The organism is Shimazuella alba, assembly GCF_009831235.1.
Classification (GTDB): domain Bacteria; phylum Bacillota; class Bacilli; order Thermoactinomycetales; family Thermoactinomycetaceae; genus Shimazuella; species Shimazuella alba.
Window position 1 is genome coordinate 15981 of the sequence record NZ_WUUL01000009.1, and the last position, 24890, is coordinate 40870.

At 38.4% G+C, this 24890-nt stretch carries 25 protein-coding genes; 2 read left to right on the top strand and 23 right to left on the bottom strand.

Annotation, left to right across the window (positions count from 1 at the left end; all coding sequences use genetic code 11):
* Positions 1 to 689: 689 nt before the first annotated feature.
* From GSM42_RS13510 to GSM42_RS13535, 6 genes are all read right to left on the bottom strand, one after another.
* A complete protein-coding gene (locus GSM42_RS13510) occupies positions 690 to 1193 on the bottom strand; it encodes a YfcE family phosphodiesterase (protein WP_160802067.1) in 504 nt (167 codons plus the stop codon).
* A 23-nt stretch (positions 1194 to 1216) separates the two neighbouring features.
* Positions 1217 to 1843 (bottom strand): XTP/dITP diphosphatase, encoded by a 627-nt coding sequence (locus GSM42_RS13515; protein WP_160802068.1) that lies wholly within the window; start codon positions 1841 to 1843, stop codon positions 1217 to 1219.
* A complete protein-coding gene (gene rph, locus GSM42_RS13520; protein WP_160802069.1) occupies positions 1836 to 2582 on the bottom strand; it encodes a ribonuclease PH in 747 nt (248 codons plus the stop codon). Before rph ends, GSM42_RS13515 begins: the two co-directional genes overlap by 8 nt.
* Positions 2583 to 2728: 146 nt before the next feature.
* Positions 2729 to 3757, bottom strand: coding sequence for a GerMN domain-containing protein (locus GSM42_RS13525; RefSeq protein WP_160802070.1), 1029 nt, complete (start codon positions 3755 to 3757; stop codon positions 2729 to 2731).
* 383 nt (positions 3758 to 4140) lie between these two features.
* Complete coding sequence (locus GSM42_RS13530) at positions 4141 to 5127, bottom strand: quinone oxidoreductase family protein (protein WP_160802071.1); 987 nt, start codon at positions 5125 to 5127, stop codon at positions 4141 to 4143.
* Positions 5128 to 5234: 107 nt separating this feature from the next.
* Positions 5235 to 6158: an alpha/beta hydrolase gene (locus tag GSM42_RS13535; RefSeq protein WP_160802072.1), complete on the bottom strand. Its 924-nt coding sequence runs from the start codon at positions 6156 to 6158 to the stop codon at positions 5235 to 5237.
* Positions 6159 to 6313: 155 nt separating this feature from the next.
* On the opposite strand from GSM42_RS13535, the gene GSM42_RS13540 reads away from it, so the two are divergent.
* Positions 6314 to 7159, top strand: a complete 846-nt coding sequence (locus GSM42_RS13540) for a helix-turn-helix transcriptional regulator (protein WP_160802073.1) — start codon at positions 6314 to 6316, stop codon at positions 7157 to 7159.
* 38 nt (positions 7160 to 7197) lie between these two features.
* Here GSM42_RS13540 and GSM42_RS13545 read toward each other — a convergent pair whose 3' ends face one another.
* The 11 genes from GSM42_RS13545 to GSM42_RS13595 all read right to left on the bottom strand — a co-directional run bounded on the left by GSM42_RS13545 (position 7198) and on the right by GSM42_RS13595 (position 18475).
* Entirely contained in the window at positions 7198 to 8400 is a 1203-nt protein-coding gene (locus GSM42_RS13545) for an MFS transporter (protein ID WP_160802074.1), read from the bottom strand.
* 319 nt (positions 8401 to 8719) lie between these two features.
* Positions 8720 to 9526, bottom strand: a complete 807-nt coding sequence (racE, locus tag GSM42_RS13550; RefSeq protein WP_160802075.1) for a glutamate racemase — start codon at positions 9524 to 9526, stop codon at positions 8720 to 8722.
* Between the two features lie 105 nt (positions 9527 to 9631).
* On the bottom strand, positions 9632 to 10084 hold the full coding sequence (locus tag GSM42_RS13555) for a MarR family winged helix-turn-helix transcriptional regulator (RefSeq protein WP_160802076.1): 453 nt from the start codon (positions 10082 to 10084) through the stop codon (positions 9632 to 9634).
* Positions 10085 to 10197: 113 nt separating this feature from the next.
* Positions 10198 to 11088: an RluA family pseudouridine synthase gene (locus GSM42_RS13560; RefSeq protein ID WP_338055307.1), complete on the bottom strand. Its 891-nt coding sequence runs from the start codon at positions 11086 to 11088 to the stop codon at positions 10198 to 10200.
* A gap of 82 nt (positions 11089 to 11170) precedes the next feature.
* On the bottom strand, positions 11171 to 12151 hold the full coding sequence (locus tag GSM42_RS13565) for an ABC transporter ATP-binding protein (RefSeq protein WP_338055302.1): 981 nt from the start codon (positions 12149 to 12151) through the stop codon (positions 11171 to 11173).
* Entirely contained in the window at positions 12148 to 13161 is a 1014-nt protein-coding gene (locus tag GSM42_RS13570; RefSeq protein WP_160802079.1) for an ABC transporter ATP-binding protein, read from the bottom strand. The genes GSM42_RS13565 and GSM42_RS13570 overlap by 4 nt, the downstream gene beginning before the upstream one ends.
* Before the next feature lie 12 nt (positions 13162 to 13173).
* Positions 13174 to 14106, bottom strand: coding sequence for an ABC transporter permease (locus tag GSM42_RS13575; protein ID WP_160802080.1), 933 nt, complete (start codon positions 14104 to 14106; stop codon positions 13174 to 13176).
* Positions 14106 to 15035, bottom strand: coding sequence for an ABC transporter permease (locus GSM42_RS13580; protein WP_160802081.1), 930 nt, complete (start codon positions 15033 to 15035; stop codon positions 14106 to 14108). Before GSM42_RS13580 ends, GSM42_RS13575 begins: the two co-directional genes overlap by 1 nt.
* Positions 15036 to 15109: 74 nt before the next feature.
* Complete coding sequence (locus GSM42_RS13585; protein ID WP_160802082.1) at positions 15110 to 16717, bottom strand: peptide ABC transporter substrate-binding protein; 1608 nt, start codon at positions 16715 to 16717, stop codon at positions 15110 to 15112.
* Between the two features lie 309 nt (positions 16718 to 17026).
* Positions 17027 to 17824, bottom strand: coding sequence for a divergent polysaccharide deacetylase family protein (locus tag GSM42_RS13590; RefSeq protein WP_160802083.1), 798 nt, complete (start codon positions 17822 to 17824; stop codon positions 17027 to 17029).
* Positions 17825 to 18049: 225 nt separating this feature from the next.
* A complete protein-coding gene (locus GSM42_RS13595; protein ID WP_160802084.1) occupies positions 18050 to 18475 on the bottom strand; it encodes a hypothetical protein in 426 nt (141 codons plus the stop codon).
* Positions 18476 to 19121: 646 nt separating this feature from the next.
* Here GSM42_RS13595 and GSM42_RS13600 point away from each other — a divergent pair.
* Positions 19122 to 20066 carry an alpha/beta hydrolase gene (locus tag GSM42_RS13600; RefSeq protein WP_160802085.1) on the top strand — a complete coding sequence of 315 codons (945 nt, stop codon included), beginning with the start codon at positions 19122 to 19124 and terminating at the stop codon, positions 20064 to 20066.
* 33 nt (positions 20067 to 20099) lie between these two features.
* Here GSM42_RS13600 and thpR read toward each other — a convergent pair whose 3' ends face one another.
* The 6 genes from thpR to cas6 form a co-directional block, all read right to left on the bottom strand.
* Positions 20100 to 20666, bottom strand: a complete 567-nt coding sequence (gene thpR / locus GSM42_RS13605; protein WP_160802086.1) for an RNA 2',3'-cyclic phosphodiesterase — start codon at positions 20664 to 20666, stop codon at positions 20100 to 20102.
* Between the two features lie 155 nt (positions 20667 to 20821).
* The gene (locus GSM42_RS13610; RefSeq protein ID WP_160802087.1) at positions 20822 to 21136 is read right to left on the bottom strand and encodes a hypothetical protein; all 315 of its coding nucleotides are present in this window, start codon (positions 21134 to 21136) and stop codon (positions 20822 to 20824) included.
* An 85-nt stretch (positions 21137 to 21221) separates the two neighbouring features.
* Positions 21222 to 21743, bottom strand: a complete 522-nt coding sequence (gene def / locus GSM42_RS13615; protein ID WP_160802088.1) for a peptide deformylase — start codon at positions 21741 to 21743, stop codon at positions 21222 to 21224.
* 27 nt (positions 21744 to 21770) lie between these two features.
* Entirely contained in the window at positions 21771 to 21992 is a 222-nt protein-coding gene (locus GSM42_RS13620) for a helix-turn-helix domain-containing protein (RefSeq protein WP_160802089.1), read from the bottom strand.
* 102 nt (positions 21993 to 22094) lie between these two features.
* Entirely contained in the window at positions 22095 to 22970 is an 876-nt protein-coding gene (locus GSM42_RS13625; RefSeq protein WP_160802090.1) for an MBL fold metallo-hydrolase, read from the bottom strand.
* A gap of 688 nt (positions 22971 to 23658) precedes the next feature.
* Entirely contained in the window at positions 23659 to 24492 is an 834-nt protein-coding gene (cas6, locus tag GSM42_RS13630) for a CRISPR system precrRNA processing endoribonuclease RAMP protein Cas6 (RefSeq protein WP_160802091.1), read from the bottom strand.
* Between the last annotated feature and the right edge of the window lie 398 nt (positions 24493 to 24890).

The window sequence follows — 24890 nt, forward strand, 5'->3', positions numbered from 1 at the left end:
GTAACCTTTGAGAACAGTAAAGAGGTGTTTAAAGTGAGAAACAGATGCAGTACCTCCAACTTGACTTCACGACTTTGTGGATTGTAAAGATTTCCAATCCAATCTGATTTCGCCATCTCTTCTCATTCTTTCACAAATGTAAAAAAGTCATCTCTCAAAAGAGAGATGACTTTATCAAACACATATGGCGTCCCCGGAGAGATTCGAACTCCCGACCCACAGCTTAGCATACCACTATGACTTTCGTCACCAATCCATTGTTTGTGGTCTGGACTATATCTTCACCATTTCAGGTGTGACACGTATAGTCTCTACGGAACCTCACGATAATCAGCTGCGAATTTAATGTTTAAGCAATTGATTATTCTTTAGAGTTCTTACCCTCAAGTGAGTTGGTTTATTAGGCATAAATCAACTTGAGCCTTTAGAACTCCTAAATCTCCTTTATATTTGTGTGATGATACATTTTCAACACTCCATAGGGAGATCGTAAGTTTCCTCGGTATTGCCATCAGCATTATCTGTTAAGGTTTCACCGATATAGTGTCATCCACTCTATAAGTTTCTGTTTCCTTACAGAGGCTCCTAATTGAAGGCTGTTGCTCTATCCAGCTGAGCTACAGGGACATAACAGAGTCTATATTAACCTAATTAAACTCATTTGTCAATAAAAAGTTTGACGGTTCGCACTATAGTACAAACGAACCGCCCAGACTTGGTACTTTGCTTCCATTGGGTTGGAAATAGGTAACATCTACTGTCCGTTCCTCACCCAAATTCACGATGGCATATGTAGGTACAGTATAGCCTCTAGGATCAACAATACTCCCTGGATTGAGAAATAATTTCTTGCCGTCCTGCTCACAGAATGGAAAATGGGAGTGGCCAAAACAAACGATATCTGATCCTCGATCCTGTGCAATTAAAGACAGCGGTAATAGATTGGATTTTACTTGATGGCGGTGACCATGTGTAACAAAAAAATGATATCCAGCTAAGGTCACTTCTTCCTCTTGTGCAACCTGTTCAAAATCACAATTTCCTCTAACAACAGACATTTTTACATTCGGAAGTTTTTCTTTTTCCGTACAAAAGTCGCCACAGTGAATCACATAATCTGCTTGTTCTCGATCAACGATTTGTTCTAATAAGTTTGCTCTGCCATGTGAATCACTTGTTACAAGTACTTTCACCTTTTACACACCCTTTGTTACAATTAGGCTTGAAAAGAATAACTCATTTGCAGCCAATCTACTAACTGAGCAGTAGCTTTTGCACGATGACTAATAACATACTTTTTATCACTTGGTAGTTGTGCCATTGTCATTTGTTCTTCTGGCAAATAAAAGATAGGATCATAGCCAAAACCATTGTCTCCTTGAGGAAAAGCTATTACTTTTCCATGACACTCCCCACGAAATAACTGGGTTGCTTGGTTTGGGATTGCCACTGCCATCACACATACATAATAAGCACTTGGCTCAGTCAACTTTGACTCTGTAATCCTTCTCAAGAGCTTTTGATTGTTTTGTTCATCTGTGGCATTCTCTCCAGCATACCGAGCAGAATACACCCCTGGTTCCCCATCCAAGTCTGGAACGACAATTCCAGAGTCATCTGAGATAACAGGTCCTCCTAGCCAATTTGCTATAATCTCTGCTTTTTTCGCTGCATTTCCTTCAAAAGTAGGTTGATCTTCTATAATTTCAGGCGCATCCTGTAAATCGTTTAATCCTTTCACAGCCAAACCCAACGGTGCAAATAGATCGACAAATTGTTTTTGCTTATGTTTATTTGCAGTTGCAATGATAATTGTCGAAAATGGCCACTTCTGTTTACCCATTATTCCCACCTATAAATTCAGCATTGTTTCCTAACAGCTGTTTTTGAATGACTGTTAATTCAGCAGTACCTTTTCTAGCGAGAGTAAGCATTTCTTGTAGTTGCTCTGGTGTGAACGGATTTTCTTCACCAGTACCTTGGATCTCCACATATTTTCCTTTCCCTGTCATAATGACATTCATATCTACAACTGCTGATGAATCTTCTTCATAGCATAAGTCTAAGCACGCTTTTTCACCGATGATCCCAACGCTTGTAGCAGCAAGGAAATCTTTAACTGGAAACTTTTTCAATGCTTTTTTCTCGAATAATGGAATCAACGCATCGACCATCGCCACAAAAGCACCAGTAATAGCAGTTGTCCTTGTTCCGCCATCTGCTTGAATAACGTCACAATCTATCCAAAGTGTACGTTCTCCTAATGCTTTCAAGTCCACTACAGAACGCAGTGCTCTGCCAATAAGACGCTGAATTTCCATTGTTCGACCCGTAACTTTACCCTTACTAGCTTCTCGAATTGTTCTTACTCCCGTTGCTCGTGGGAGCATGGAATACTCAGCAGTAATCCAACCTTTACCGGAATTACGGAGAAAAGGAGGAACTTTTTCCTCAACAGTTGCTGTACAAATGACTCGTGTATCTCCAATGGAAATAAAAACGGATCCCTCGGCTGGTTTAATATAATCCCGTATAATCTCTACTCTTCGTAATTCGTCGTAGTTTCTTCCGTCCGTTCTCAAGCTTCCTTCCCCCTAAGTTCTCGATAACTCAGTATAACACACGAATGTTGAAAAATAAGAATTAACCTACTGATTCTAATAATATTTCAAGTTGAAAAAGCAGAGGTTTACTTACCTCTACTTTTATCTTGTACTTTTTTTGATACTTACAAACCACTTGGATTGATTTGTTTTGGTCTTGTTACTGGCAAATCTACATTTTTCCCTTCATTGTTTAAAACACCAATTGTTTGTTTTCCTTCAACCATGATTTTAACCTTGTTTGCATTCATATTTTGCGTGAGTGATAATACGATAGATTCCAGAGCACTTTTGGACGCTGCCGTTTGATCGTTATACTGTAAGATTTCTTTTCCAAAGTTTGCTGTTACTTGTTTTCCATTCAGCTTAACACCTTTAATCGTCGTAGCCGTATCCAATGGTCCTATCAAGTGACTATTTTCTAAAGGTCCTCTCACAAGTTCCTTCACTACTGTTTCTCCTATATTAGCCGATCGATTTACTAGTCTGGTAACAGGAACATAACTAATGGAGTCATCATCTGCTTGACTTAAGAAATAAAGGGTGACAGGCATGCTCCCACTGATATCCACACCGTTTGCGACTTCTACATTAATTCCATCAGCACGCGTTAAATTTTGTGCTACAGATTTCCCTTTCGGCATCACAGCTAGGTCTTTTCCTTCGATTTGTAGATTTACAGATTTGATTTTGCTAAACCCTGTGAGTGTCCATGTTATTGCATTTAATATTTTTAATTCATCTTGCACCTTGTAGTGGCGGAAGTTTTTCGAGAAGTTAACTGTTGCGGTACCATTTTTAATTTTTACTCCTAGTACCTCTGTACCTTTAGGCAAAACAGCTTTCATACCTTTTGGTAATACTGAAGACTGAGCAGATCCTTCTATTAAACTTTCCAATGAGCTTTTCGCTAATGATTTTCCAGGAAGTTTTGCCGAGTAAGGTATCACATACCCATCTTGATTCATCGTGTATAACTCAGTTAAATGACCTTGTGCTTCTTTTTTCGCGGGAACAGGAGCTTGGACAACATGAGCTTCACCTTGTGGCGGATCAATTGGTTTCGAAACCTTTGCACTCGGATTGGAAAAACAACCAGTTAGTACGACTGGAAAAAGAAGCATACAAACGATAACTTTTGCTTTGTTTTGCATAATTGTCCTCCCATGGACTTGTTTTAAAATATATATACGAGCGTCCAGGGAAAAATAGGACAACTTTTTCATAATGAAAAATAATGTTGTTCTCTAAACTGTAGGCTAAAAAGAGTAAACCTATATAAAAAGAGATAATTTAATTTCTTTTTTTGTGATTTTATATCCTTCATCTGCAAGAAGAATGTGATAGACACTCCCGTTCCAATTCTCATTTATAAAAATATGGTTTAATTTCATCATGATAAAAGATATACCAAATTGATACTTACAAATATCTTTCATTTTCCATTTAAGAAAGTTATCAAAGGCACTTCATTCAGCAATGGGTGCCTTTTTCGTTGTTGATTCTGGGGTATAAGAGAAACTTGAATAAGTAAAGACTAGATTTTTAATAATAATTTACCTACCGTTTCTTTCCCTTCAAGTAGCAGATGAGCATCGACTACTTGCTCCAAGGGATATATACCATAGATTTCAGTTAGAATCTGCTTTTTAGCTAATAGTTGTAAAGCTCGTTTAGCTGCTTGTCCTACTCTTTTAGGATCGACTGCACTCAAACCACCTAGCATAAATCCAGTAATGCTTTTATTTGTAAACCATAAATCTGTATTTGTATAATTAACTTTCTGACCACTTGCATTGCCTAACGCTATCAAGTGACCAAACATACGAAGGACTTCTAGACTTTTTCTCTGCGTTTCTCCTCCTATGGTATCATAGACTGCATCTACTCCCTTTTGACTGGTAAAACCTAAGATTTTTTCCACGAATTCAGCACGGACAATTAGTTCGTCATAACCTAAATTGGATGCTAACTTAGTTTTTTTCTTATTTCCAACTGTACCCCATACTTTACTAGCCCCATAGTGTTTAGCAATTTGCCCTAAGAAACTTCCCAGCCCACCAGCAGCTCCATGTACAAGTATTTGATCTCCTTGCTTCATGTTATGTATCTCTTTCACAGCCAAATACGCAGTGGTAGCGTTGACTATTGCAGCAGCGGCAGTCGATAGATCGATCTCAGCACCTAAGTTATCAAGAGGAACAGTCAATTCAGGGCGAACATAGGCTTGAGAGGCATAACCACCCACATCCAGTAAAGTTAATGATGCTACAGGCTGCCCTACATAAAAGCCTTCTACTCCAATACCAACTTCTCGTACATAACCAGACACTTCTAACCCTGGTGTAACAGGAAAAGGAGTGATAGAAGAAAATTCACCTTTGCGTAGCAATACATCAACAAATCCAACACCTGCATACGCGACATCAATTGTTAACCAACCTGCTTTTGGAGTTAAATCAGCTACTTCTTGAATCTTTAACTCTTCTATTCCACCTGCCTGTTTTACAGTAATTGATTTCATTTCTCTTTCCTCCTCGATAATATGAATTTATTATTTTCGAAACAAACTAGTCATTCTTTTATGCTTAGAACAATTGTCAATCAATCCCTACATGCATTTCCAAAAACTTAAATAAAAAACTTCGATCGAATAAACTCGCTTATGTCTTGAATCGATCTATCACCAAATAAATCGGTAAAAGTAGTAAATCCATGAATCATACCAGCATACCTTTTAGACCATACTTCAACCCCAGATTCAACCAACTTTTGAACGTACGCTTCCGCTTCATCACGTAGTGGATCATATTCAGCAGTTAAGACAAACGCAGGAGGTAAATCATGTAAATCTTCTAGTAACGGTGAAGCTAGTGGATTTGTTACATCAGATTTACTTCGAAGATAATGCTTTTCAAATAAATCTAAGCTCTCTTGTGCTAAAAAATAGCCTTCTGCAAACTTTTTTTTGGAAATGGATTGAATTGCGAAGGATGTCATCGGAAAAATGAGTACTTGCAAAGTAATAGGAATTTCTTTTTTATCTCTAGCTAAATGTGTTACTACAGCAGCTATATTTCCACCTGCACTGTCCCCCATTACTGCAAAACGAGAATCATCTAAACCTAATTCTTTTGCTTGATTGTATATCCATTTAGTTGCTGCATAGCACTCCTCTATTGCTGTTGGAAATTTATATTCAGGAGCCAATCGATACTCTATGGATACAACCGTACAATTCGTATCATGAGCAACTTTTTGACAAAATGGTGCATAACCTTTTACATCTCCAAGTATAAAGCCTCCACCATGATAAAAAACAATAACCGGTTGATCTTTATCCAGATTTGGGCGATAAATCTGTATGGGTATTGTCCCATAAGAACCCTCTAGGCTATGGTCCTCTAAATGTATCGTTTCATATTTATCTGATATAATGGTCGGGATCAAAGATTCTCGGATTATCTTGGGATCTATTTCCGATAATGGTGGAGTACCTTCATTCGTTTTCTTGAATTCTTCCAAAAATTGTTTTGCTTTTGGATGTAAAGACATACGATCACCTCATTTTATAATTGCTTTAACGCTTAAATAGTGATGAATTGGTTTACTTGACTGTAAAGAATTTTATATGGTAATTACTCGAGTAACTAGGCTGTAATTATACTGGTATAGATAGTAACACCTTGATATTAGAGGGGGGCAATAGCATGAGTCAGGAACTACAGCGGAAAACACTAGGTGATTTTCTCAAAGCACGTCGTACTCAACTTACTCCAAAGCAAGTTGGACTTCCTGATGGACATACCCGTCGCAGAACTGCGGGACTCCGCCGGGAAGAAGTTGCCCAACTAGCAAACATCAGCAATACTTGGTATACATGGTTGGAACAAGGTAGGGATGTCACTGTGTCTGCTGATGTACTGGACAGCATTAGCAAAGCATTGCGATTAAGTGAATTGGAACGCCAACATCTTTATCGACTATCAAGTAAATTCTTAACCTTTCCATTAGAAAAGCGACAAAGATCACTTTCTCCAAGTTTTAAATTATTTATGGAAAATACACCCTACCCGATGTGTGTTACGGGGGAAAACCTTGAGGTATTCGCTTGGAACAAAGCAGCAAAGCTCATTTTGTTTGATTTTGATGCTATTGCTCCCAAAGAAAGAGTTATGATCCGTTTATACTTCTCAGAGGAAGCGAAGCTAAAAATAAATAACTGGGAGGAGATCGCTAGATACGCTATTTCGGTGTTCCGAAAAACGTACGATGTGCATGCTGCTGAACCATTTTATAAAGAAATCGTTGAGGACCTAATGGAAAGTAGCAGCGAATTTCGAGAATGGTGGCCATTGCATCAAATTCAAGATACCGCTTCTATCTTTTTGGAAGTAAACCATCCACAAGCAGGAAAACTGGTCTTTGATTCTACTACTTTTCATCAAGTGGATGATAATCAAAATATACTCTGTTGCATTTATGCACCTGTTCCACACACACAAACTGTAGAACGAATCGAAAAGCTCTTTCACCCATTGAAAAAAACAATATAAAAACGCTCTCCCATTGTTCAGGAAGAGCGTTTTTTCCATCACCTAAGCGCTGCATCTTTTCGGCTTACATATGCACTGATGAGAATCAATATAATTCCAACAATCGTAACAAAGCTGGAGGCTACAGGTATAGAAGCTAAACCCCATTGGCTATCCAAAACCCATCCACCTAAGATTGCACCACATGCATTTCCAATATGAATGATACTTACGTTTATAGAGGAAGCCACTTGTGGAGCTTCTTCTGCGTGTCGAAGAATATTTACCTGTAAACTTGGCAGGATAGAAAAACTGGTTACTCCTAGAAGGAAGACTAAACCAATCATGATTGCTTTCACCCATATAAAAGCGACCAGCAGAAATACGAGCGTTAGAGAAATGGTAGTGATGAGCATAGCAGGATACAGTTTCCAATCTGCCAGTTTTCCTCCCACAACATTTCCAATCGTTACTCCTATCCCAAAAATGATAAGAATCCAAATAATGCTTGAAGCGGAAAAGTGGGACAATTGTTCGAGTATTGGAGCGATATACGTAAAGGTAGTAAATACGCCTCCAAAACTAAAGATAGTGATAAGCAAAGCAAGAATAACTTGAGGTTTGTTCAACACCAAAAATTCCTTTTTTATATCACCTTCTGAATTATTCAATATAAAAGGAACGAAAAATATAATTGCAATTAGTCCAATAAATGAAACAAGTGCGATGATAGCAAAACAAGCTTGCCAGCCAAATAATTGTCCTAGAAAAGTACCAAATGGTACTCCTAAAATATTTGCAATTGATGCACCTGTTAACAATACTGAAATGGCGGATGCTTTTTTGTGAGCTGGAACTAGATTAATTGCTACAATAGAAGCAATCCCGAAAAAAGAACCATGTGAAAAAGAGGCTACCAAACGGGAAATTATCAATACGGTAAAATTAGTAGATAAGACTGAGATAAGATGTCCCAACACAAATATACTCATTAAACTAATTAACACTGCTTTTCGAGGCATGCGATAAGTAACAACTGTCAAAACAGGTGCGCCTATTGCAACACCAATAGAATAAGCAGTAACCAGTAGACCTGTTTTCGAAATGGATACATGCAAATCATTTGCTATTTGAGGCAGTATCCCCATAATAACAAACTCCGTCATACCAATAGAAAATACGCATAATGCTAATACACTAAGCACAATGGTAGAATTTGCCCTTTTCGTAACAGAAACAGAACTTTCGATTGAACTATTCAATTTTATTTCCTCCCTCTACCTGTTTCTTTTTAAATCATATAAAGAACGAGGGAAGTCAAACAGATTTGCTTTATACTATTATAAAATGACAGGTTAGAAACGAAACTATGACGAATAAAGATAATTTATGTATTCTTTAGAAATCTCCTGAAATTACCTCTTAAAATTTTCTTTCCTTATTGGTTTTACAGACCCATATTTTTTCTTTTCCTTATACCATTCTATTTAAAAATATAAAAGGCACCCTAAACATAGACTTTTCTTTTGTCATTCTTTAGGGTACCCCATATTTTCAAGATCGTTTTTATTTGAACAATAATTAGCTTTTGTTGGCGTAATCTAAGGAAACTCGCTCTGCTCGGATCTCTAATCCTAGCCAATCTCCTGCTAACTTTGAAAATTGCGCTTCGTCTCCAGTCGTAAAGAAACGATTCCCTTGGTTTTGAGTCGCTAAAATCCCACGATATTGTAAAATCGTGCTAAGTTCAGATGCTGTTTCTTCCGCAGAGCTAATCAATTTCACATGCTTTCCTATCGCCTTTTGTATAGAAGAAGATAGCAGTGGATAATGAGTACATCCCAAAATCAACGTATCCATATCTATTCCAATAAGGGCTTCAAGTGCTTCTGCCACGATTCCATCTGCATGTGGAGAGTGTCTCAATCCCCCTTCAACCAATGGAACAAGAGGGGGACACGCCAAAGAGTGAGTTAAGATATTGGGATGAATCCGTCTTAATGTCCGTTCATATGCTCCACTCTTGATGGTGCCTGCTGTACCAATAATACCCACTTCTCCCTTATTGGTACTCTTAATCGCAGCTCTAGCTCCGGGTTCTATTACGCCTAAAACAGGAATCGAGACAAGGTCACGAACATTGAGTAAAGCAGCCGATGTTGCTGTATTACACGCAATACAGATTGCTTTAAGAGGAAACTGTAATAGAAACTGAATAACTTCAAGTGTAAACTGTTTTACTTCTTCTGTAGAGCGATCTCCATAAGGACATCGTAAGGTATCACCAAAATAATAAATCGTTTCATGGGGAAGTTGTCGCATTATTTCCTTCACAACTGTGATACCGCCTACCCCAGAATCAAAAACCCCTATAGCGTGATTATTCATATCGTATTGTACTCCCTCCATCATCTCAAACATAACCTAAAAAGGGATACTTCTAAGTTCTAGCTTACAAAAAAGCAACCCCTTTGGTGACAAAGGGGGTATTGGCTATTCGGTCGTTAGCATCTGTTTATATATTAACTGCAAAGATTGTTCTGCTTGCAGTGCTTGTTCTTGCGTATAGTTTTCAAGTATCCGACTCAAATATGCACGACGGGCAGATAGTACTTCCTGTATAATTCCTTGTCCATAATCCAGCATATGAATCCGTACAACTCGACGATCTCGATCGTCACGAACTCGAGCGACTAGCTTGTTTTTTTCCATTCGATCTACCAGATCAGTCATGGTACTGCAAGCAATATACATTTTTTGACTAAGCTCACCAATCGTCATATCTCCATCCTGGTACAGCCAAATAAGAGCAGAAAATTGCGGAGGGGTGATGGGAAAATCAGCTAATATGTCACGTCCTTTTCGCTTCAAAATAACGCTGATTTCGCGCAAAAAAAACTCAATCTCATTGACAGTATCAGGCAGAATGGGTTGGTGTTTATCCATAATACTCCCCTTAAAGAATCTATTTAAATGTCAAACAGTAATAAAATTATAGAATAGAAACCCCCATATTACAAATGCAAATGTAAACGTTACATGGAATTTTGTTTACATTATCAAAATATACGGTCATTTAACTTTTCCAGTAATATTTTCATATCATTAGCAAGTGGGACTTCCCAAGTCATCCACTCCCGATGTGTTGGATGAAAGATGGTGATTTCTTTTGCATGTAGAGCTTGACGTGAAAGGAGGCTTGTATCTTCACTCGAACCATACAACGAATCTCCTATAATAGGATGCCCCATAGCAGCTAAATGAACTCGAATTTGGTGTGTTCTTCCTGTTTCCAATGTTAACGAAAGAAATGTTGCTTCTTTCCATGAAGCGAGCTTTTGAAAATGGGTTACTGCATCTTTTCCATTCTCCCAATCAATTACTCTTTCAATGATACTAGTAGGAGAATTTCCAATCGGTAGGGTAATCATACCTTTGTCAACCAAAACATCCTTATGGCAAACAGCAACATACCTGCGGTAATATCTTTTTTGCTTCATTTGCTTGGATAACGCAGCATGAGCATAGGCATGTTTGGCTACAACCATCAATCCTGAGGTATCCTTATCTAACCTCGTGACAGGACGAAAAGGATAGGATTCTCCCCTCTCATTGGCATAGTAAGCAACACCATTGGCTAGTGTGCCCTCCTTATATCCCAATGTTGGGTGAACAACAATTCCTGCAGGCTTATCCACAATTAGGATGTCCTCATCCTCAAACACAACGGAAAAATCAATTTTCTGCGGCAGAAGATAAGCCTCCTTATCCTCCTCCAGCCGGACGCAAACGGTATCACCTTCTGTTAACCTAGAAGTATAATAAATAATGTTCCCATTTACATGTACACGTTGTTCCTCTCGTAAACGTCGAAAAAACCTACGAGAAAAATGAAATCTATTTTGTAAGATTTGTTTTAGCATTTTTCCGCTTTCAGCAGCAGTAACCACAAATTGCAAATTATCGCCTACCCACCTTAATTCCTTCGAATCCTCATTGTATCATATCAACCTGTAAAAAAATAAATCCTCATCACTGAGGATTTGAATCTTGGTACAAGTGACATGCAACCCAATGGTTTGGTTTTGCTTCTTGCCAAATGGGATCCACTTTTGCACAGACTTCCATCGCATATGGACAACGAGTCCGAAAGCGACAACCACTTGGAGGATTTAAAGGAGACGGTATTTCTCCTTTAATACGGATTTTTTCTCTCTCTTTCGCTTGGATGGGATCCGGAATCGGTGCAGTGGAAAGCAATCCTTGGGTATAAGGATGCAGCGGCTCTTTGTATAGTTCATCACTATCAGCGAGCTCTGCCATTCTGCCTAGATACATCACTCCAACACGATCGCTGATATATTTTACCATCGATAGATCATGAGCGATAAAAAGATAGGTTAATCCTTTTTCTTTTTGCAATTTCCGCATCAAGTTCACGACTTGCGCTTGAACCGATACGTCAAGAGCCGAGATCGGCTCGTCGGCAATGATAAATTTTGGTTCCATCGCAAGTGCACGAGCAATCCCAATACGTTGACGTTGACCACCGCTGAATTCATGCGGATAGCGGGCAGCATGACTTTTGTTCAGACCTACTGTTTCTAGCAGCTCATAAACAACCTCTTCTCTGGACTTGCCACTAGCGATCTCATGAATGTCCAATCCTTCTGCAATGATATCCATTACCGATTTGCGTGGATTGAGCGATGCGTAAGGATCTTGGAAAATCATCTGCATATCACGGCGAAACTTCTTTTGATTTTTCCCTTTTAATTGATGAACATTTTTGCCTTCAAAGAGCACTTCCCCACCAGTCGTATCATAAAGGTTAATAATGGTTCTTCCAGTGGTAGATTTTCCACAACCAGATTCTCCTACTAGTCCAAAAGTTTCACCAGGCATCACTTCAAATGAAATACCATCAACAGCTTTTAAGACTTTATTGCGATCCAATTGAAAATGCTTCTCTAAATTTTTCACTTGTAAAATTGGCTGAGTCAATCTACTCACCTCCCTGCAGACGCTACTGGATTTTTCACTTCAGGTGCATCTGGATGTTGTAACCAACAAGCGACTTGATGGGAATCTGACGATGTTGTCACCTCTGGCATTTGTTCTTGGCATACCTTCATCGCATAAGGACACCGACTGGTAAACGGACACCCAACTGGCGGATTTACCAAGCTCGGTGGAGAGCCAGGTATAGAAGCCAGATCTTGATCACGACTTTGATCCAGTTTGGGCATAGAAGCTAACAAACCCCATGTATAAGGATGCTTCGGATCATAGAAGATTTCATCTAATGTTCCTGTCTCTACGATTTTACCTGCATACATGACTGCGACACGATCTGCGATCTCAGCAACCACACCCAAATCATGGGTGATAAAGACAATCGATGAACCTGTATTATTTTGCAGATCTTTTAACAAATCAATGATCTGAGCTTGAATCGTCACATCCAAAGCTGTTGTAGGTTCATCCGCAATCAAGAGTTTTGGAGAACAAGCTAATGCCATAGCGATCATCGCCCGTTGTCTCATTCCACCACTGAATTGGTGTGGAAACTGATTTATCCGTTCTGATGGACTAGGTATCCCAACCATTTTTAGTAGCTCTATCGAACGATTCTTTGCTTCTTGACTTGTCAACTTTTGGTGTCTCATCAAACTTTCGGTAATCTGCTTTCCTACACGAATGGTTGGATTTAACGAAGTCATCGGATCTTGGAAAATCATCGCAATTTCTTTCCCACGAATTTTTTGCATATCCACTTCGGATAACTTTGTGAGATCCCGGCCACTATAAAGAACTTGGCCTCTATCTATATTCGCTGGTGGTTGTGGCAGAAGACGCATAATGGATTGAAAGGTAACACTTTTCCCACTCCCTGATTCTCCTACAAATGCCACTACTTCCCCTTCACCAATGGTAAAATCAACACCACGTATCGCTTTTACTTCTTGATGCTGAGAGCGAAATGTTACATGAAGATCAGACACTTCCAATAGCGGTTTCATCCTACTCCCTCCTTACTTTTTCATTTTTGGATCAAGCGCATCTCTGAGTCCATCTCCAATTAAGTTGAAAGACAACATGATAATAGATAACACCAAAGCAGGCCAAAATAATTCAAATGGGAACAATTGCAAAACACGATACCCATCATTCACCAAAATACCTAAACTAGCCGATGGCGGGCGAAGTCCTAGCCCAATAAAGCTTAAAAATGCTTCAAAAAAAATAGCAGAAGGAATCGAAAACGTTACGGCAATGATAATTGGTCCCATTACATTGGGAATCAAATGTTTAAAAAGGATGCGAAAGTGGCTTGCCCCCATCGTACGGGCCGCTAGTACATATTCTTGTGTTTTTAGTTTTAAAATTTGCGCTCTTACCACCCGGGCCATAGGTACCCAACCGGTAAAAGATAAAGCAACAGCAATTGGCAGAATCCCCGGTTCTAAGTACATCATTAAAAGTATGATGACCACAATATTAGGAATGGAGTATATAATCTCCAATATTCGTTGCATGACTGCATCTACTCGACCACCAAAATAACCAGAAATACCACCAAATACGACACCAATTACTACATCGAGAAAAGCAGCAATGAAAGCTATTAATAGGGATACCTTAGCACCATACCAAACACGCTGCCACAAATCGCGACCTTTATCATCTGTACCAAAAAAGTGATCTCCAAAATGTTCTTGGTTTGACATGCTTGGATTTTGAGACCAATAGTTGTGGTCATTGAAATAAGGACCAATAAAAGCTATTAAAAGCAAAAGCGTAATCAAAATTAATCCAATAAGAGCACCTTTATTTGCTTTGAAGCGCCTCCAAGCATCTTTCCAGTAACCAGCCTGTGGAGCTAAGACCTCACTATTTTTTTCGGATGCGGCAAGGGGCTCAAACAAACTTTTATCGAATTTTTTTGTTGTATTCATTCGTTCCATCACTCCTTAACACCAGAAATCCGAATACGTGGGTCAATAATTCCATATAAAACGTCAACAATAAAAGTAACACCTAAAAATAGAACACTATAAAAAATGGTTGTTCCTAAAACGGTGGTATAGTCGTTGACCATGATCGACTCTACAAATAGGTTTCCTACACCTGGGATCCCAAAAATATTTTCCACCACAAGGGAACCTGTCAAAATGTTAACTGTTAACGGACCTAATACTGTAACAGCTGGAATCATCGCATTTCGCAATGCATGGTTGGTAACAATTTTTCTCCAAGCCAATCCTTTTGCTTTGGCAGTCCGGATATAATCCTGATCGAGTACTTCCACCATTTCCGTCCGAATATAACGTGATACTTGTGCGATGACATAAACAGACAAAGCTAGTGAAGGTAAAATGGTAAACTCATAACCACCCCATAAAGCAGGAGGTAATAACGCAAACTTAACCCCAATCCAATACGATAATAATCCTGCCAAAACGAAGTTTGGAATGGAAACTCCAAATACCGCTGTAGCTGAAGCTAAACTATCCACCCATGTTCCGCGTTTTAGAGCCGCTGCAATTCCCAATAATAATCCAACAACAATACCAATTAGTATCCCTTGGAAGCCAATAATTGCCGAAGGTCCTATGCGGTCACTGAGCAATTCATTGACAGAACGACCACTTTGACTAAGGGACATTCCTAAATCACCTTGTACGAGGTTCCCCATAAACTTGAAATACTGTATATATAATGGGTCTTTCAAACCATATTGCGTCAAAATTTGGTCTCGAATCTCTGCTGGTAACTTTTCTTCATTTGCTAATGGCGTTCCCGGAAGCATCCGAACCAGAAAAAAAGTTACAGTTGTAATAATAAACAACGTAAGCAGCATTAAACCAAATCTTTTTAATGTATATTTAGCCAAGTTACCTCACTCCTCCTTACCATCACAAAAAGATAAGGTATATGCCCTAATGACATATACCTTATTAGGTCATTTTACTTTCCGTCTACAGATGCACCTTTGAAGTCATAGAATCCCCAAGTTGTATTCCAAATTGCACCTTTTACATAAGGTTTTAGCAGACTTAATCGAGTGCGATAGTAAAGCGGAGCGATCCCTTGATCATCAATCAAAATCTTTTCTGCCTTGATAAGGTCTTGAACACGAGCCTCAAAGTCTGGATTGTTTTTGGACTTCTTAATCAATGCATCGTATTCTGCGTTACTCCATTTACCACGGTTATAGCTTTGACCAGTGGTAAAAATGTCTAGATAACTCATTGCATCGTTGTAGTCAGCACCCCAACCAGAGAAAAGCATTTGGAAGTTACCATCTTTACCACGTTGGAGACGTTCTTTAAATGTTACAGGAGAGATAGTGATTTTCAACCCTAGATTTTTTTGCAATTGATCTGAAACATACTCCATCTGATCTTTCGAATTCGTGGTATCATCTCCAACCAACTCGATTTTCACTGAGCTAGTTAGACCCTCTTCTTTCAATCCTTCTTCCCAAAGCTGTTTAGCTTTCTTGGGATCATACATTACTGGGGCTTTGGATACATCACGGAATTTTTCATTTACATTTGCATGAATATCTGGTGGCACTAGTCCTCCAGCTGCTACAGAACCTGTTTTCAATATTTGATTTGTCAAAGTTTGTTTATCAATAGCAAGTTCAATTGCTTGACGAAGTTTTTTGTTTTTAAAGAAACCTTCTCTTTGGTTAAACTCGATATACCATGCAGAAGATTCTTTTAAAACTGTTCTTTCGGGACTGGATTTAAATGCATCTGCAAAATCCTTTGTGATCTCAGTAAAATCAATTTTATTTGTTTTATATAAGTTTACACGCGTAGATTCTTCTTTTAAGAATTTAACTTCTGCATTAGCAAGTTTTACATTTTTGCTGTCCCAGTAATGATTGTTTTTAACCATGTGAACGCTTACACCATGTTCCCATTTATCAATGGAAAAAGGTCCGTTGTAAACCATATTTGCTGCTTCTAACGCAAACTTGTCACCATATTTTTCAACGATATCTTGGCGTTGAGGCATAAAGGTAGCAAATGCTGTTAATTCCAAAAAATAGGGTGATGGCGCTTTTAATGTAACTTGAAGCGTTTTCTCATCCAATGCTTTTACCCCAACATCTTCGGGTTTTGCTGTACCTGCATTATATTCCATCGCATTTTTAACAGGTTCTAGAATATAAGCATATTGAGAAGCTGTTTTTGGGTTTAATGCTCGTTTCCATGCATACTCAAAATCTTGAGCAGTCACAGCTTTTCCATCGCTCCATTTTGCATCACGAAGATGGAATGTATAGGTTAATTTATCTGAACTCAATTTATAGCTTTCTGCGATTCCTGGTACTGGTTTTTGATTCTTATCAAGTCTCATTAGTCCTTCTAATGCATTGGTTAAGATTTGAAAGGATACTTGATCAGTGGATTTAGCACTGTCTAAGTTTGGTGGTTCTGATTTATCCGTCAATACCAGTGTGTTTTTGGAAGCATCATCGGAGCCTCCACCACAAGCAGTTAATACCATACTAAGAACCAAGATAATGGCGGTAAATAGAAACCATCTGTTCTTACGCATTCCTTATCCTCCTCGAAATATACTGCTGGAATATATAGTCTAGACCAAATGGCCTTAAACCCGAAAATATTCTGAATGAATAGTCATTCATAAATATCTTAAAGCTCTACTTGTTATTTTAAAATAAAGATTACACTTCTGTAAACTCTAATCTCATTGGTAAAAAATGCAACAGCAAGTAATCACCTTATTTGCTTATATATTAAGGTGTAATTTTTCATTCCATATAAATAAAAATTAATCGATCTATTAATATTATAAATTAATCTTATTGATTTAATTATAATATTAATATATCCAATAGCATTATTATTCAATGGCCTGTTGATAGCGATTGGTTTTCTCTCCTTTGACAAGAAGGGAAGATACAGGTACAACTTGTACACCTTCTTTCTTCAAAATGGGAAGCATAGCACGAATAGCGCCAGATGTATGCAATCCCTGTATTCCAACATGTCCAATCGCAATACTTGCCCCTTTCTGTTTTCCATCTTGAATAAGACGACGAAGTTGTTTATGGATCGCACTCGCACTATTGATATTGTCTAAAAAAATATTGCGCTTTGTATATGGTACATCTAATTCTTTTGCTACTTGGATTACTTTGGAGCGTGAACTGGTTGCACTGTCCACAAAAAATAGATGCCGTTCTTTGACGACCTCCATCACAGCTCGCATTACTCTTTCATCACCAGTAGCTTTCGAACCCATGTGATTATTGATACCGCTCACATAGGGGATGCTATCTAGATCTTCCCTTACTTGCTGCTTGATCTCTTCATTAGACATATCCGTTGTGATAGCCCCAGGTCCCAGCCATTCTTTTTTCCCACGGGTGAATTCCATTGGTAAATGAAGCAAAACTTCAAATCCAGCTTTTTTGGCACGAATTGCATCTGCTTTCGATGAGCGCATCAATGGCATAATCGCTACTGTGATGGGAGCTTTTAATGCAAATATCTCATTTGTACCTTTTAAGTTATTTCCTAAATCATCGATGATAATGGAAACTCGCTTTGGTGTGTCCAGCTGCGCCGTCTGAAAACCAAACAAACACGCAAGACTCAGACAAACAAAAGCAATAAATCCAACTGTATAAAGTTTCATTTTCATTTCCCTTTTTTCTTTCATTTTGATTACATCATGCGCATCTGTTCCCTTATTTATCCTTGTTATTATTTGCAAAAGAAATGAAAACAAACTATTTTACATTCATCTATGTTCATCCATAAAAAATACTTCGATCTCTCAGTGCAATCTGAGTATTGATCGAAGTATCTAACTAACTTTTTTAAAATCAAATGTATTCAGCTTATTCGTAGCGTTGAAGAATTAGTCATATAATATTACTTGACGCTCAAAGGCAAGACCACCAGATGGCAGAGCTGCCTTCACATAAAGTTCCGCTTTATTATTGTCTCCATCTTTAAATTTATCCAGATTTGTGAATGTATAACATTTGCCCATGCTCAATGTCCAAGAATATACATAGTCGTCATTACCATAACCGCCATTTGGATCATATTCGTACACAAAAAACTTCGTAGTGCCCATGTTTTTATTACAAACTTTAAAACTTCCACCATCAGAATGAATATAAGAGGTTCTATAGTAAGTGAGCTTGCCAGTCTCCTGTCCTGTATTAATGGTCAATCCGTACGTACCCACTTTCTCCAATGCTGCAAATGCTGAAGAGAATGGGAGGATAACAGCACATACCAGCACAAATAAAGATACAGTCCATTTTCTGATTCGCAAGATGCCTTCCCCTTTCGGTAATACTCCATGATATTGGTTAATGATTACATATTTTTAGGATTGGAAAATAGTTAAATTGGTTTCTCTTAACCAATGCCATGAATTCATTTATTGACATTCCACACGGATAAAGCTGGGGGGATGGCAGTTTGATGACTGCTTCCTTGCCAAGCTAACCCAGTGTGCCTCACGGTTAAATAGAGTTTTATGTTGTGTTCGCACAACCCTCTATAATTGCTCGTATTCATCAAGCAACTAAGAATATTCTATCAATAGAACATGTGTTTGTAAATATATATTTCGAATTTATGCAAGAAACTATCAACTATTTTTAAACTTATAACGCTTCGTGCTATGTAAAATTAATAATCTATAAAAATTATTATTGTTTTCTCTTGGATTTTCGCTACCATGTTCGATCAAAATACAAATAATTCATTTTCATGTTTTGTAGGATGCACATGCAAATATGCACCATTATATATTGAAAAATTATCCATTTTAACCATTTGTAATTTATATAAATTTTTTATAAATTGACTCACAATCTACTTGAAAATACTAGTAATTATCTATTTAATATTAGTATAAAAGAATTTTTAATATGCTTTTGAATATTCCGTAATACGATAGAGGGGGCAACTGAATGATCTGGTGGTGGGTATTCGTTACCATTTTCTTGATTGTTTCGATAGCAATTTATAGCATTTCCGTGTTTGGTTATCGAAACATTACCATGAGGAAGAAATTAACGACAGATGAGTGTTTTCAGGCGGTAGAGCGGAGAGGGCTTTTTACTAGAACAAAATTCGAGAAATTGCATAAGCAAGAAATTGTCATACGCAACAATGATGATCTTAAATTGCATAGTTACTATATAGAAGCAAATCCACACTCCAAAAAAGTAATGATTTTGCTCCATGGATATACAAGAGCTTATCCTATGTCTATGCAATTTACAGATCTTTATATCAAACAAGGCTTTAATCTTCTAGCAATTGATCATCGAGCACATGGAGAAAGCGAAGGAAAGTATACTAGTTATGGTTACTATGAAAAATATGACATCGACAGCTGGGTGAATTGGATACGTGAACAAATCGGACCAAATACCCTCATCGGGCTTCATGGAATCTCTTTAGGCGGCGGAACAGCACTTGAATACCTCCACATCAACCAACATGCTAAATTTGTTATCGCAGACTGCCCATACTCGGATCTAGCAGAATTAATACGCTATCAAATTAAATACCTCTACAAAGCGCCTACCTTTATCTTTTATCACACTATTGGCTTCCTTGTGAAAATATTTGCTCGTTTTAACCTTGCAGATGTTCGTCCTATTCAAGCAGTAGCAAAAAGCGAGTTGCCTATCCTCTTTATACATGGAAATCGAGATCGTTTTATCCCCACTTATATGAGCAAGAAACTATATGAAGCCAAACAAAAAGGATTAAAACGACTGTGGATTGCCGAAGGTGCCGGTCATAGTGATGCCTATCGACGAAACAGAGAACAATACGAAGAACAAGTTGTCTCCTTCCTCCAAGAGGTACTCCTTATGAATGACAATAGTGCCAAAGTAGTATAGGAAAACCCCCTGCTATCCATCAAGCAGGGGATTCTATTTACCAAATGGAAATGTCTGCACTACATGATACATCGGTTCTTTTCCAAGAATTGATTCATATAAAACTATTTCATCCACTGTCCAACTTCCAGAGACAACATCCAGAGCCGATAATGACCTTTGCGGAAAATCATCTGCCGCATATTTGCGAGCAAGTGTGATATGCGGATGATACGGACGGATCTCAGCTGGAAATCCGATTGGCTGCAAAGCAGCAGTAACTCTTTTTTGCAACTGGTGTAGCCTGTCTAATTCTCCAGCCACACCAGCCCAAAAAATATGCGGTTGTTTGTTATTACCAAAAGTTCCAAAACGATCTACAGATAGTGAAAATGGAACTTCTTTTTTACATAAGTCATGTAATGTGTTTAAAATTTGTTCCAGTTGAGAACTAGAAGTACCCCCTAAAAAATGCAGGGTGATATGGATATCTTGTTGGTGTATCCATTTACGAAAAGATAACTCATCTCGTTTTTCTTCGATCCATGCGCTTAGCTGCTTTTTCAAAGATGTCGGCACGGGAACTGCAACAAAAGTTCGTCGTTCGTCCTTTTGACTCATGCCTAGCTCACCTCATCGCCTAGTTCCATCCATCGTATTGTATCTATCTGATTTTCATTGTTCATCACTCCACCAGATGAAATCGTACAGACTTTCATCTGGTGGGCGAAACCGTTTCTACGGAATCCCGCTGTTATAATTTATCTAATGTGGATCTACTGCTTCACCACTCGCAGGTGAGGCTTCTGAGAATATAGTCCAATATGCATCGTTGCGGAAAATCCTGCTGTCTGAAGTGTCTTGATGTAATCGTAAAGCATTGTTTCTGTCCCCCTCAGACGACCACGCTTACCTTCTTCTCCATCTACCGATACCCATCGATAGGAAACCCTTGCTGCTTCGGCATCTCGATGCTGTTCAACGACAAAGCCAGCCACCGTACAGCGACCATATTCATTCATCTGCGCGATGGTGTGTCCCTTGCTCAACGCATCGGAAACATCCTGGAGAAGGGGATTTTCCTTACTCACTGTTCCTCCCATGAAAACGAATCATGAAAATATCCACTGTAAGAGTGTAAAACATATTTTCTAAAATGTATACTTCATTTTATCCCTATCTTACCCCATTCGATAAGCGAATCACATCAAGCAGACGCACTGCCTTCTTTGTTCTTTCCTGATAGAGTTCATTTTCTTTAACATGATCTATAAATAAAATACCATTTAGATGATCTATCTCATGCTGCATACATCTTGCTAAATAATCTTCCCCTTCAAGGATATGTACTCTTCCATTTCTATCTAACGTTTTTAGCTTTACATAATAGGCACGTTTGACAATCCCTGCGTATCCCGGAAATGACAAACATGCCTCAGGACCAATCTGCTCTCCACTCATTTCCAAAATCTCTGGGTTAATGAGCTCGATGATCCCGCCATCTTCGCTTTTCATCACGATCAATCGACGTAAAACCCCTACTTGTGGAGCAGCCAATCCCGCTCTTCCATCATCTGCATTCAGTGTATCTATCATATCGTCTAATAGTTTCCATGTGTGTTCATCAAAGCGCATCACATCTTTTGCAACCTTGCGAAGGACAGGTTCTCCAAAAGGTAATATTTTTCTCTCAGCCATCTTTTCTCCCCCACTCACATCTCTATTTTAAGTACGATGCACCCATAGATCATTTGGCGTACACTCTAGGGCAGTACATAAAGCGTCTAAAGTTTCCGTCTTCATTTGTTTGGGTTGACCATTTAACAGCGCACTAATAGATGGAGCAGATAAACGATATCCCGCTTTTTCTTCCAATAATCTAGCTAGTTCAGACCCCTTCCAAATCCCTCTATCCGCCATTAATTTTCGCAGCATCCATATCAACATCGTATCACCTTATGTATTTTTATTAGGCATTACCTTAACTTATTAGGTAACACCTAATATAGTATATTTTCTTCTAACTCGCAAGTATGCCAAACGAATAACTTAAATCGTATCCTCCATATGACGGATCAATCGTTTCATTGCTTCTTTCCTTACCTTTGGAGCAAGCTGAATACGTTCACCGTGACGAGGAAGTACCCATTCAAACGATTCTTTCATCAGAGATTTCATGGAATTCATTTGCTCAGACCAAGAATAAAAACAGTAAAAACCTTCTGGTGCAGAAAGAGAGTTTTTCATGCTATCCCAATATAAGTGATCACCGGAAAAAAGGTATTTCTTTTTATATAAAAGCACCATATGCCCCTCAGTGTGCCCTGGGACAACTACGATCCGAAAATCCTCAGACCAATTCATGGAATGAATCTCTTCTACGAGATGTTCTGCATCTAATTCAGGAACTTTATCTTTCATGTGTATAATACGCTTTGCACCAAATCGTTTCGCATACAAATCAGCATCGAGAAACTCTTGGTCATCATTATGAGTCAGAAAAATAATATCTACTCCGCCGAGTTCTTCCAATCTTTTTGCTAACAGTGGAACAAATCTAGAAGCATCGATCAGCCAGTTTCCTTCTGGGTGTTTGATAAAATAACTATGTCCACCATAAGACTTACCTGAAGTAAAACCACAGTAATACACATCTTTCTCTATCAAGAGTGGGAAATCGTGCATCACTTCCGTTAGACCATTCTTATCTGCACTATTTATCGCTGCTGTAGGACATGACAATAGTGCGTGAAAAACATTCCGTTTTTCCCATTCCTCTTTTGGTTGCTGTGTCACAGCAAATAGCCCATCCACCATGGAAAACACGTCAGGTGTTAGCTGCCTGCAAACACCACAACCAATACAAGCAGAGTTCACATAAAAATCACCTGCCACATTTGTGGATAATCTACGTTTTTTACTCATATCAATTACTCCTTATAAATTCTAAAGTATGCTTTGATGGCTAATTATAATAGGTGTTAACTGACAATTTCCGTCAGTATGAATCAGATAAAATCCTTTTTACTGCAAATATTTCTTTTCACATAAATAAATCACAAAAAACCCTTGATATCTTTGCTTTGGAAGCATCAAGGGTTTGAATTATATGGAAAAAGATTGAAAGATTACTGGGTTTTTGATTGGAAGGAGAGGAATTTGTCATTCATCTCAATTCGATCATTCTGGGGTTTCCATCCTCTTGATAAGGTGTTTATGTTGGAAACCAAAGGTATTAAAAAACATCGAACGGATAAAGAAGGGTTTCTACCTTCTTAATGAAGTGTTCATGGTTGAAAAGTACGTCGAGAAGGTGACGGACTAGGGGGGATTATCGTGTTTCAATCTTCATTGTGAAGTGTTTATCTTGGAAACGTATCGAATGTTTTCGGATGAGCTTTATATTCTACAGTTTCAATCTTCTTATTAAAGTGGTTATCTTGGAAACCGCATGCCTCAAAACCTGTACCAATTTGTTGTAAAAGGATTTCACATTTTCGTCGATCTGACCTATTTGGTTTTCAAAAAAGGTGAATTATTAGCAACTTTCGATTCAGTGTACGATATTAGCTTCCTTGTACTACTCTGAGTATGGAGAAATAGAATAGGATAGTTAGGGATTCCTTACATGTGCTGATGATTTAGGGATAATAAGCTGTGTTCTGCCTAATCCCCAAGCTGTTTTATATCCAAATCCCATCATCGTCCCATAATTCACCAGTTTCCAGACTATATACTGATCTTCTTTTGGAAGTGCTTTGCATTGCAAAGACAGCTCCCCGCAAAATCCGATAATGTTAAATTTGCCAAAAGAGATTCGCTCTGTCTTTATATTTGCAGACTCGATTCGAATCATTCTCGCCATCGTTTCCAATTGGTGTTTGCTCACTTCTACTCCTTCGACGATCTGCATGACTTTACTGGCACTTGATAATAATCGGTTCAACTCAGGAAGTGGATAGTAGTTTCCATACTGATAAAAGGTCGTGGGCGTTACAAAGCGGAGCGTAAACTTTTCGTGAAACGTATTTTGTACTTCTTCTGGAGTAGTGAAAATAGCAGCGATCTCTATAATCTGCGCTTGCCAATCAAACAAATCTACCAGCTTTCGATCTAATAACGTTTGTTGCAAACAAGAAATGATTCGTTTACTAGGAGTGTAGATCCTTATTTTCTCTTGCTCATAGGAGATAGCAAAGATTTGACGTTCTATTCGGGAATGGATTTCTTCCGATAATGCAGGGTCACTTTCCTTCATTGATCCAAGCACAAACGCATGCAAGCGACGGTAATGCACGCCGGTAAATTCTTTTTTTCTGGTAAGCAAATTTAGGGTTAAGGTTAAAGTGTACATGTTCTCTCCTTTCATTCCATCTCTACATATGTGTTGATGAAACTCTGAATCGTCATAAATAGAAGTAGGATTACATAACCTTCCTGTTATCATTTCTTTCTCTCCTGCTTAAAATCACACTTTATAAAGAGCAAGTAGAACACCTTAATGAGGTGTTTTCTTTTCATTTGATAGTTTACAGCATTTCTAGCTCAACCATGGGAGTTTCCATCTTCTAAAATGAAGTGTTTCGTTTTGTCATTAACCCAAAGTAGCTGAAACGGAAAAGATTTTAGAAAAATTTCCATCCTCTTGTTGAGGTGTTCGCTTTGTAATCAAAGGTGCAAAGGTAGAATGGAGCAAATCCTAGTTTCCATCTTCTAAGTGAAGTGTTTCGCTTTGTTATCGCACGGCTCAAAGCCCTTAGCAGCACTTGTCCCAAAACAAATCTTCCGAATACCGTTTTTTCCACCTAATAGTTAGAGAAAATATTTACGAACCGTATTGCAACT

Excerpts from the sequence above, each read along its gene's own strand:
- GSM42_RS13600 (WP_160802085.1), top strand. The coding sequence starts at position 19,122 with ATGATCTGGTGGTGGGTATTCGTTACCATTTTCTTGATTGTTTCGATA.
- GSM42_RS13625 (WP_160802090.1), bottom strand. The coding sequence starts at position 22,970 with ATGAGTAAAAAACGTAGATTATCCACAAATGTGGCAGGTGATTTTTAT.
- GSM42_RS13515 (WP_160802068.1), bottom strand. The coding sequence starts at position 1,843 with ATGGGTAAACAGAAGTGGCCATTTTCGACAATTATCATTGCAACTGCA.
- GSM42_RS13535 (WP_160802072.1), bottom strand. The coding sequence starts at position 6,158 with ATGTCTTTACATCCAAAAGCAAAACAATTTTTGGAAGAATTCAAGAAA.
- GSM42_RS13540 (WP_160802073.1), top strand. The coding sequence starts at position 6,314 with ATGAGTCAGGAACTACAGCGGAAAACACTAGGTGATTTTCTCAAAGCA.
- cas6 (WP_160802091.1), bottom strand. The coding sequence starts at position 24,492 with ATGATAACAGGAAGGTTATGTAATCCTACTTCTATTTATGACGATTCA.
- GSM42_RS13570 (WP_160802079.1), bottom strand. The coding sequence starts at position 13,161 with ATGAAACCGCTATTGGAAGTGTCTGATCTTCATGTAACATTTCGCTCT.
- GSM42_RS13555 (WP_160802076.1), bottom strand. The coding sequence starts at position 10,084 with ATGGATAAACACCAACCCATTCTGCCTGATACTGTCAATGAGATTGAG.
- GSM42_RS13530 (WP_160802071.1), bottom strand. The coding sequence starts at position 5,127 with ATGAAATCAATTACTGTAAAACAGGCAGGTGGAATAGAAGAGTTAAAG.
- GSM42_RS13575 (WP_160802080.1), bottom strand. The coding sequence starts at position 14,106 with ATGGAACGAATGAATACAACAAAAAAATTCGATAAAAGTTTGTTTGAG.
- thpR (WP_160802086.1), bottom strand. The coding sequence starts at position 20,666 with ATGAGTCAAAAGGACGAACGACGAACTTTTGTTGCAGTTCCCGTGCCG.
- GSM42_RS13585 (WP_160802082.1), bottom strand. The coding sequence starts at position 16,717 with ATGCGTAAGAACAGATGGTTTCTATTTACCGCCATTATCTTGGTTCTT.
- GSM42_RS13525 (WP_160802070.1), bottom strand. The coding sequence starts at position 3,757 with ATGCAAAACAAAGCAAAAGTTATCGTTTGTATGCTTCTTTTTCCAGTC.
- GSM42_RS13590 (WP_160802083.1), bottom strand. The coding sequence starts at position 17,824 with ATGAAACTTTATACAGTTGGATTTATTGCTTTTGTTTGTCTGAGTCTT.
- racE (WP_160802075.1), bottom strand. The coding sequence starts at position 9,526 with ATGAATAATCACGCTATAGGGGTTTTTGATTCTGGGGTAGGCGGTATC.
- def (WP_160802088.1), bottom strand. The coding sequence starts at position 21,743 with ATGGCTGAGAGAAAAATATTACCTTTTGGAGAACCTGTCCTTCGCAAG.
- GSM42_RS13620 (WP_160802089.1), bottom strand. The coding sequence starts at position 21,992 with ATGTTGATATGGATGCTGCGAAAATTAATGGCGGATAGAGGGATTTGG.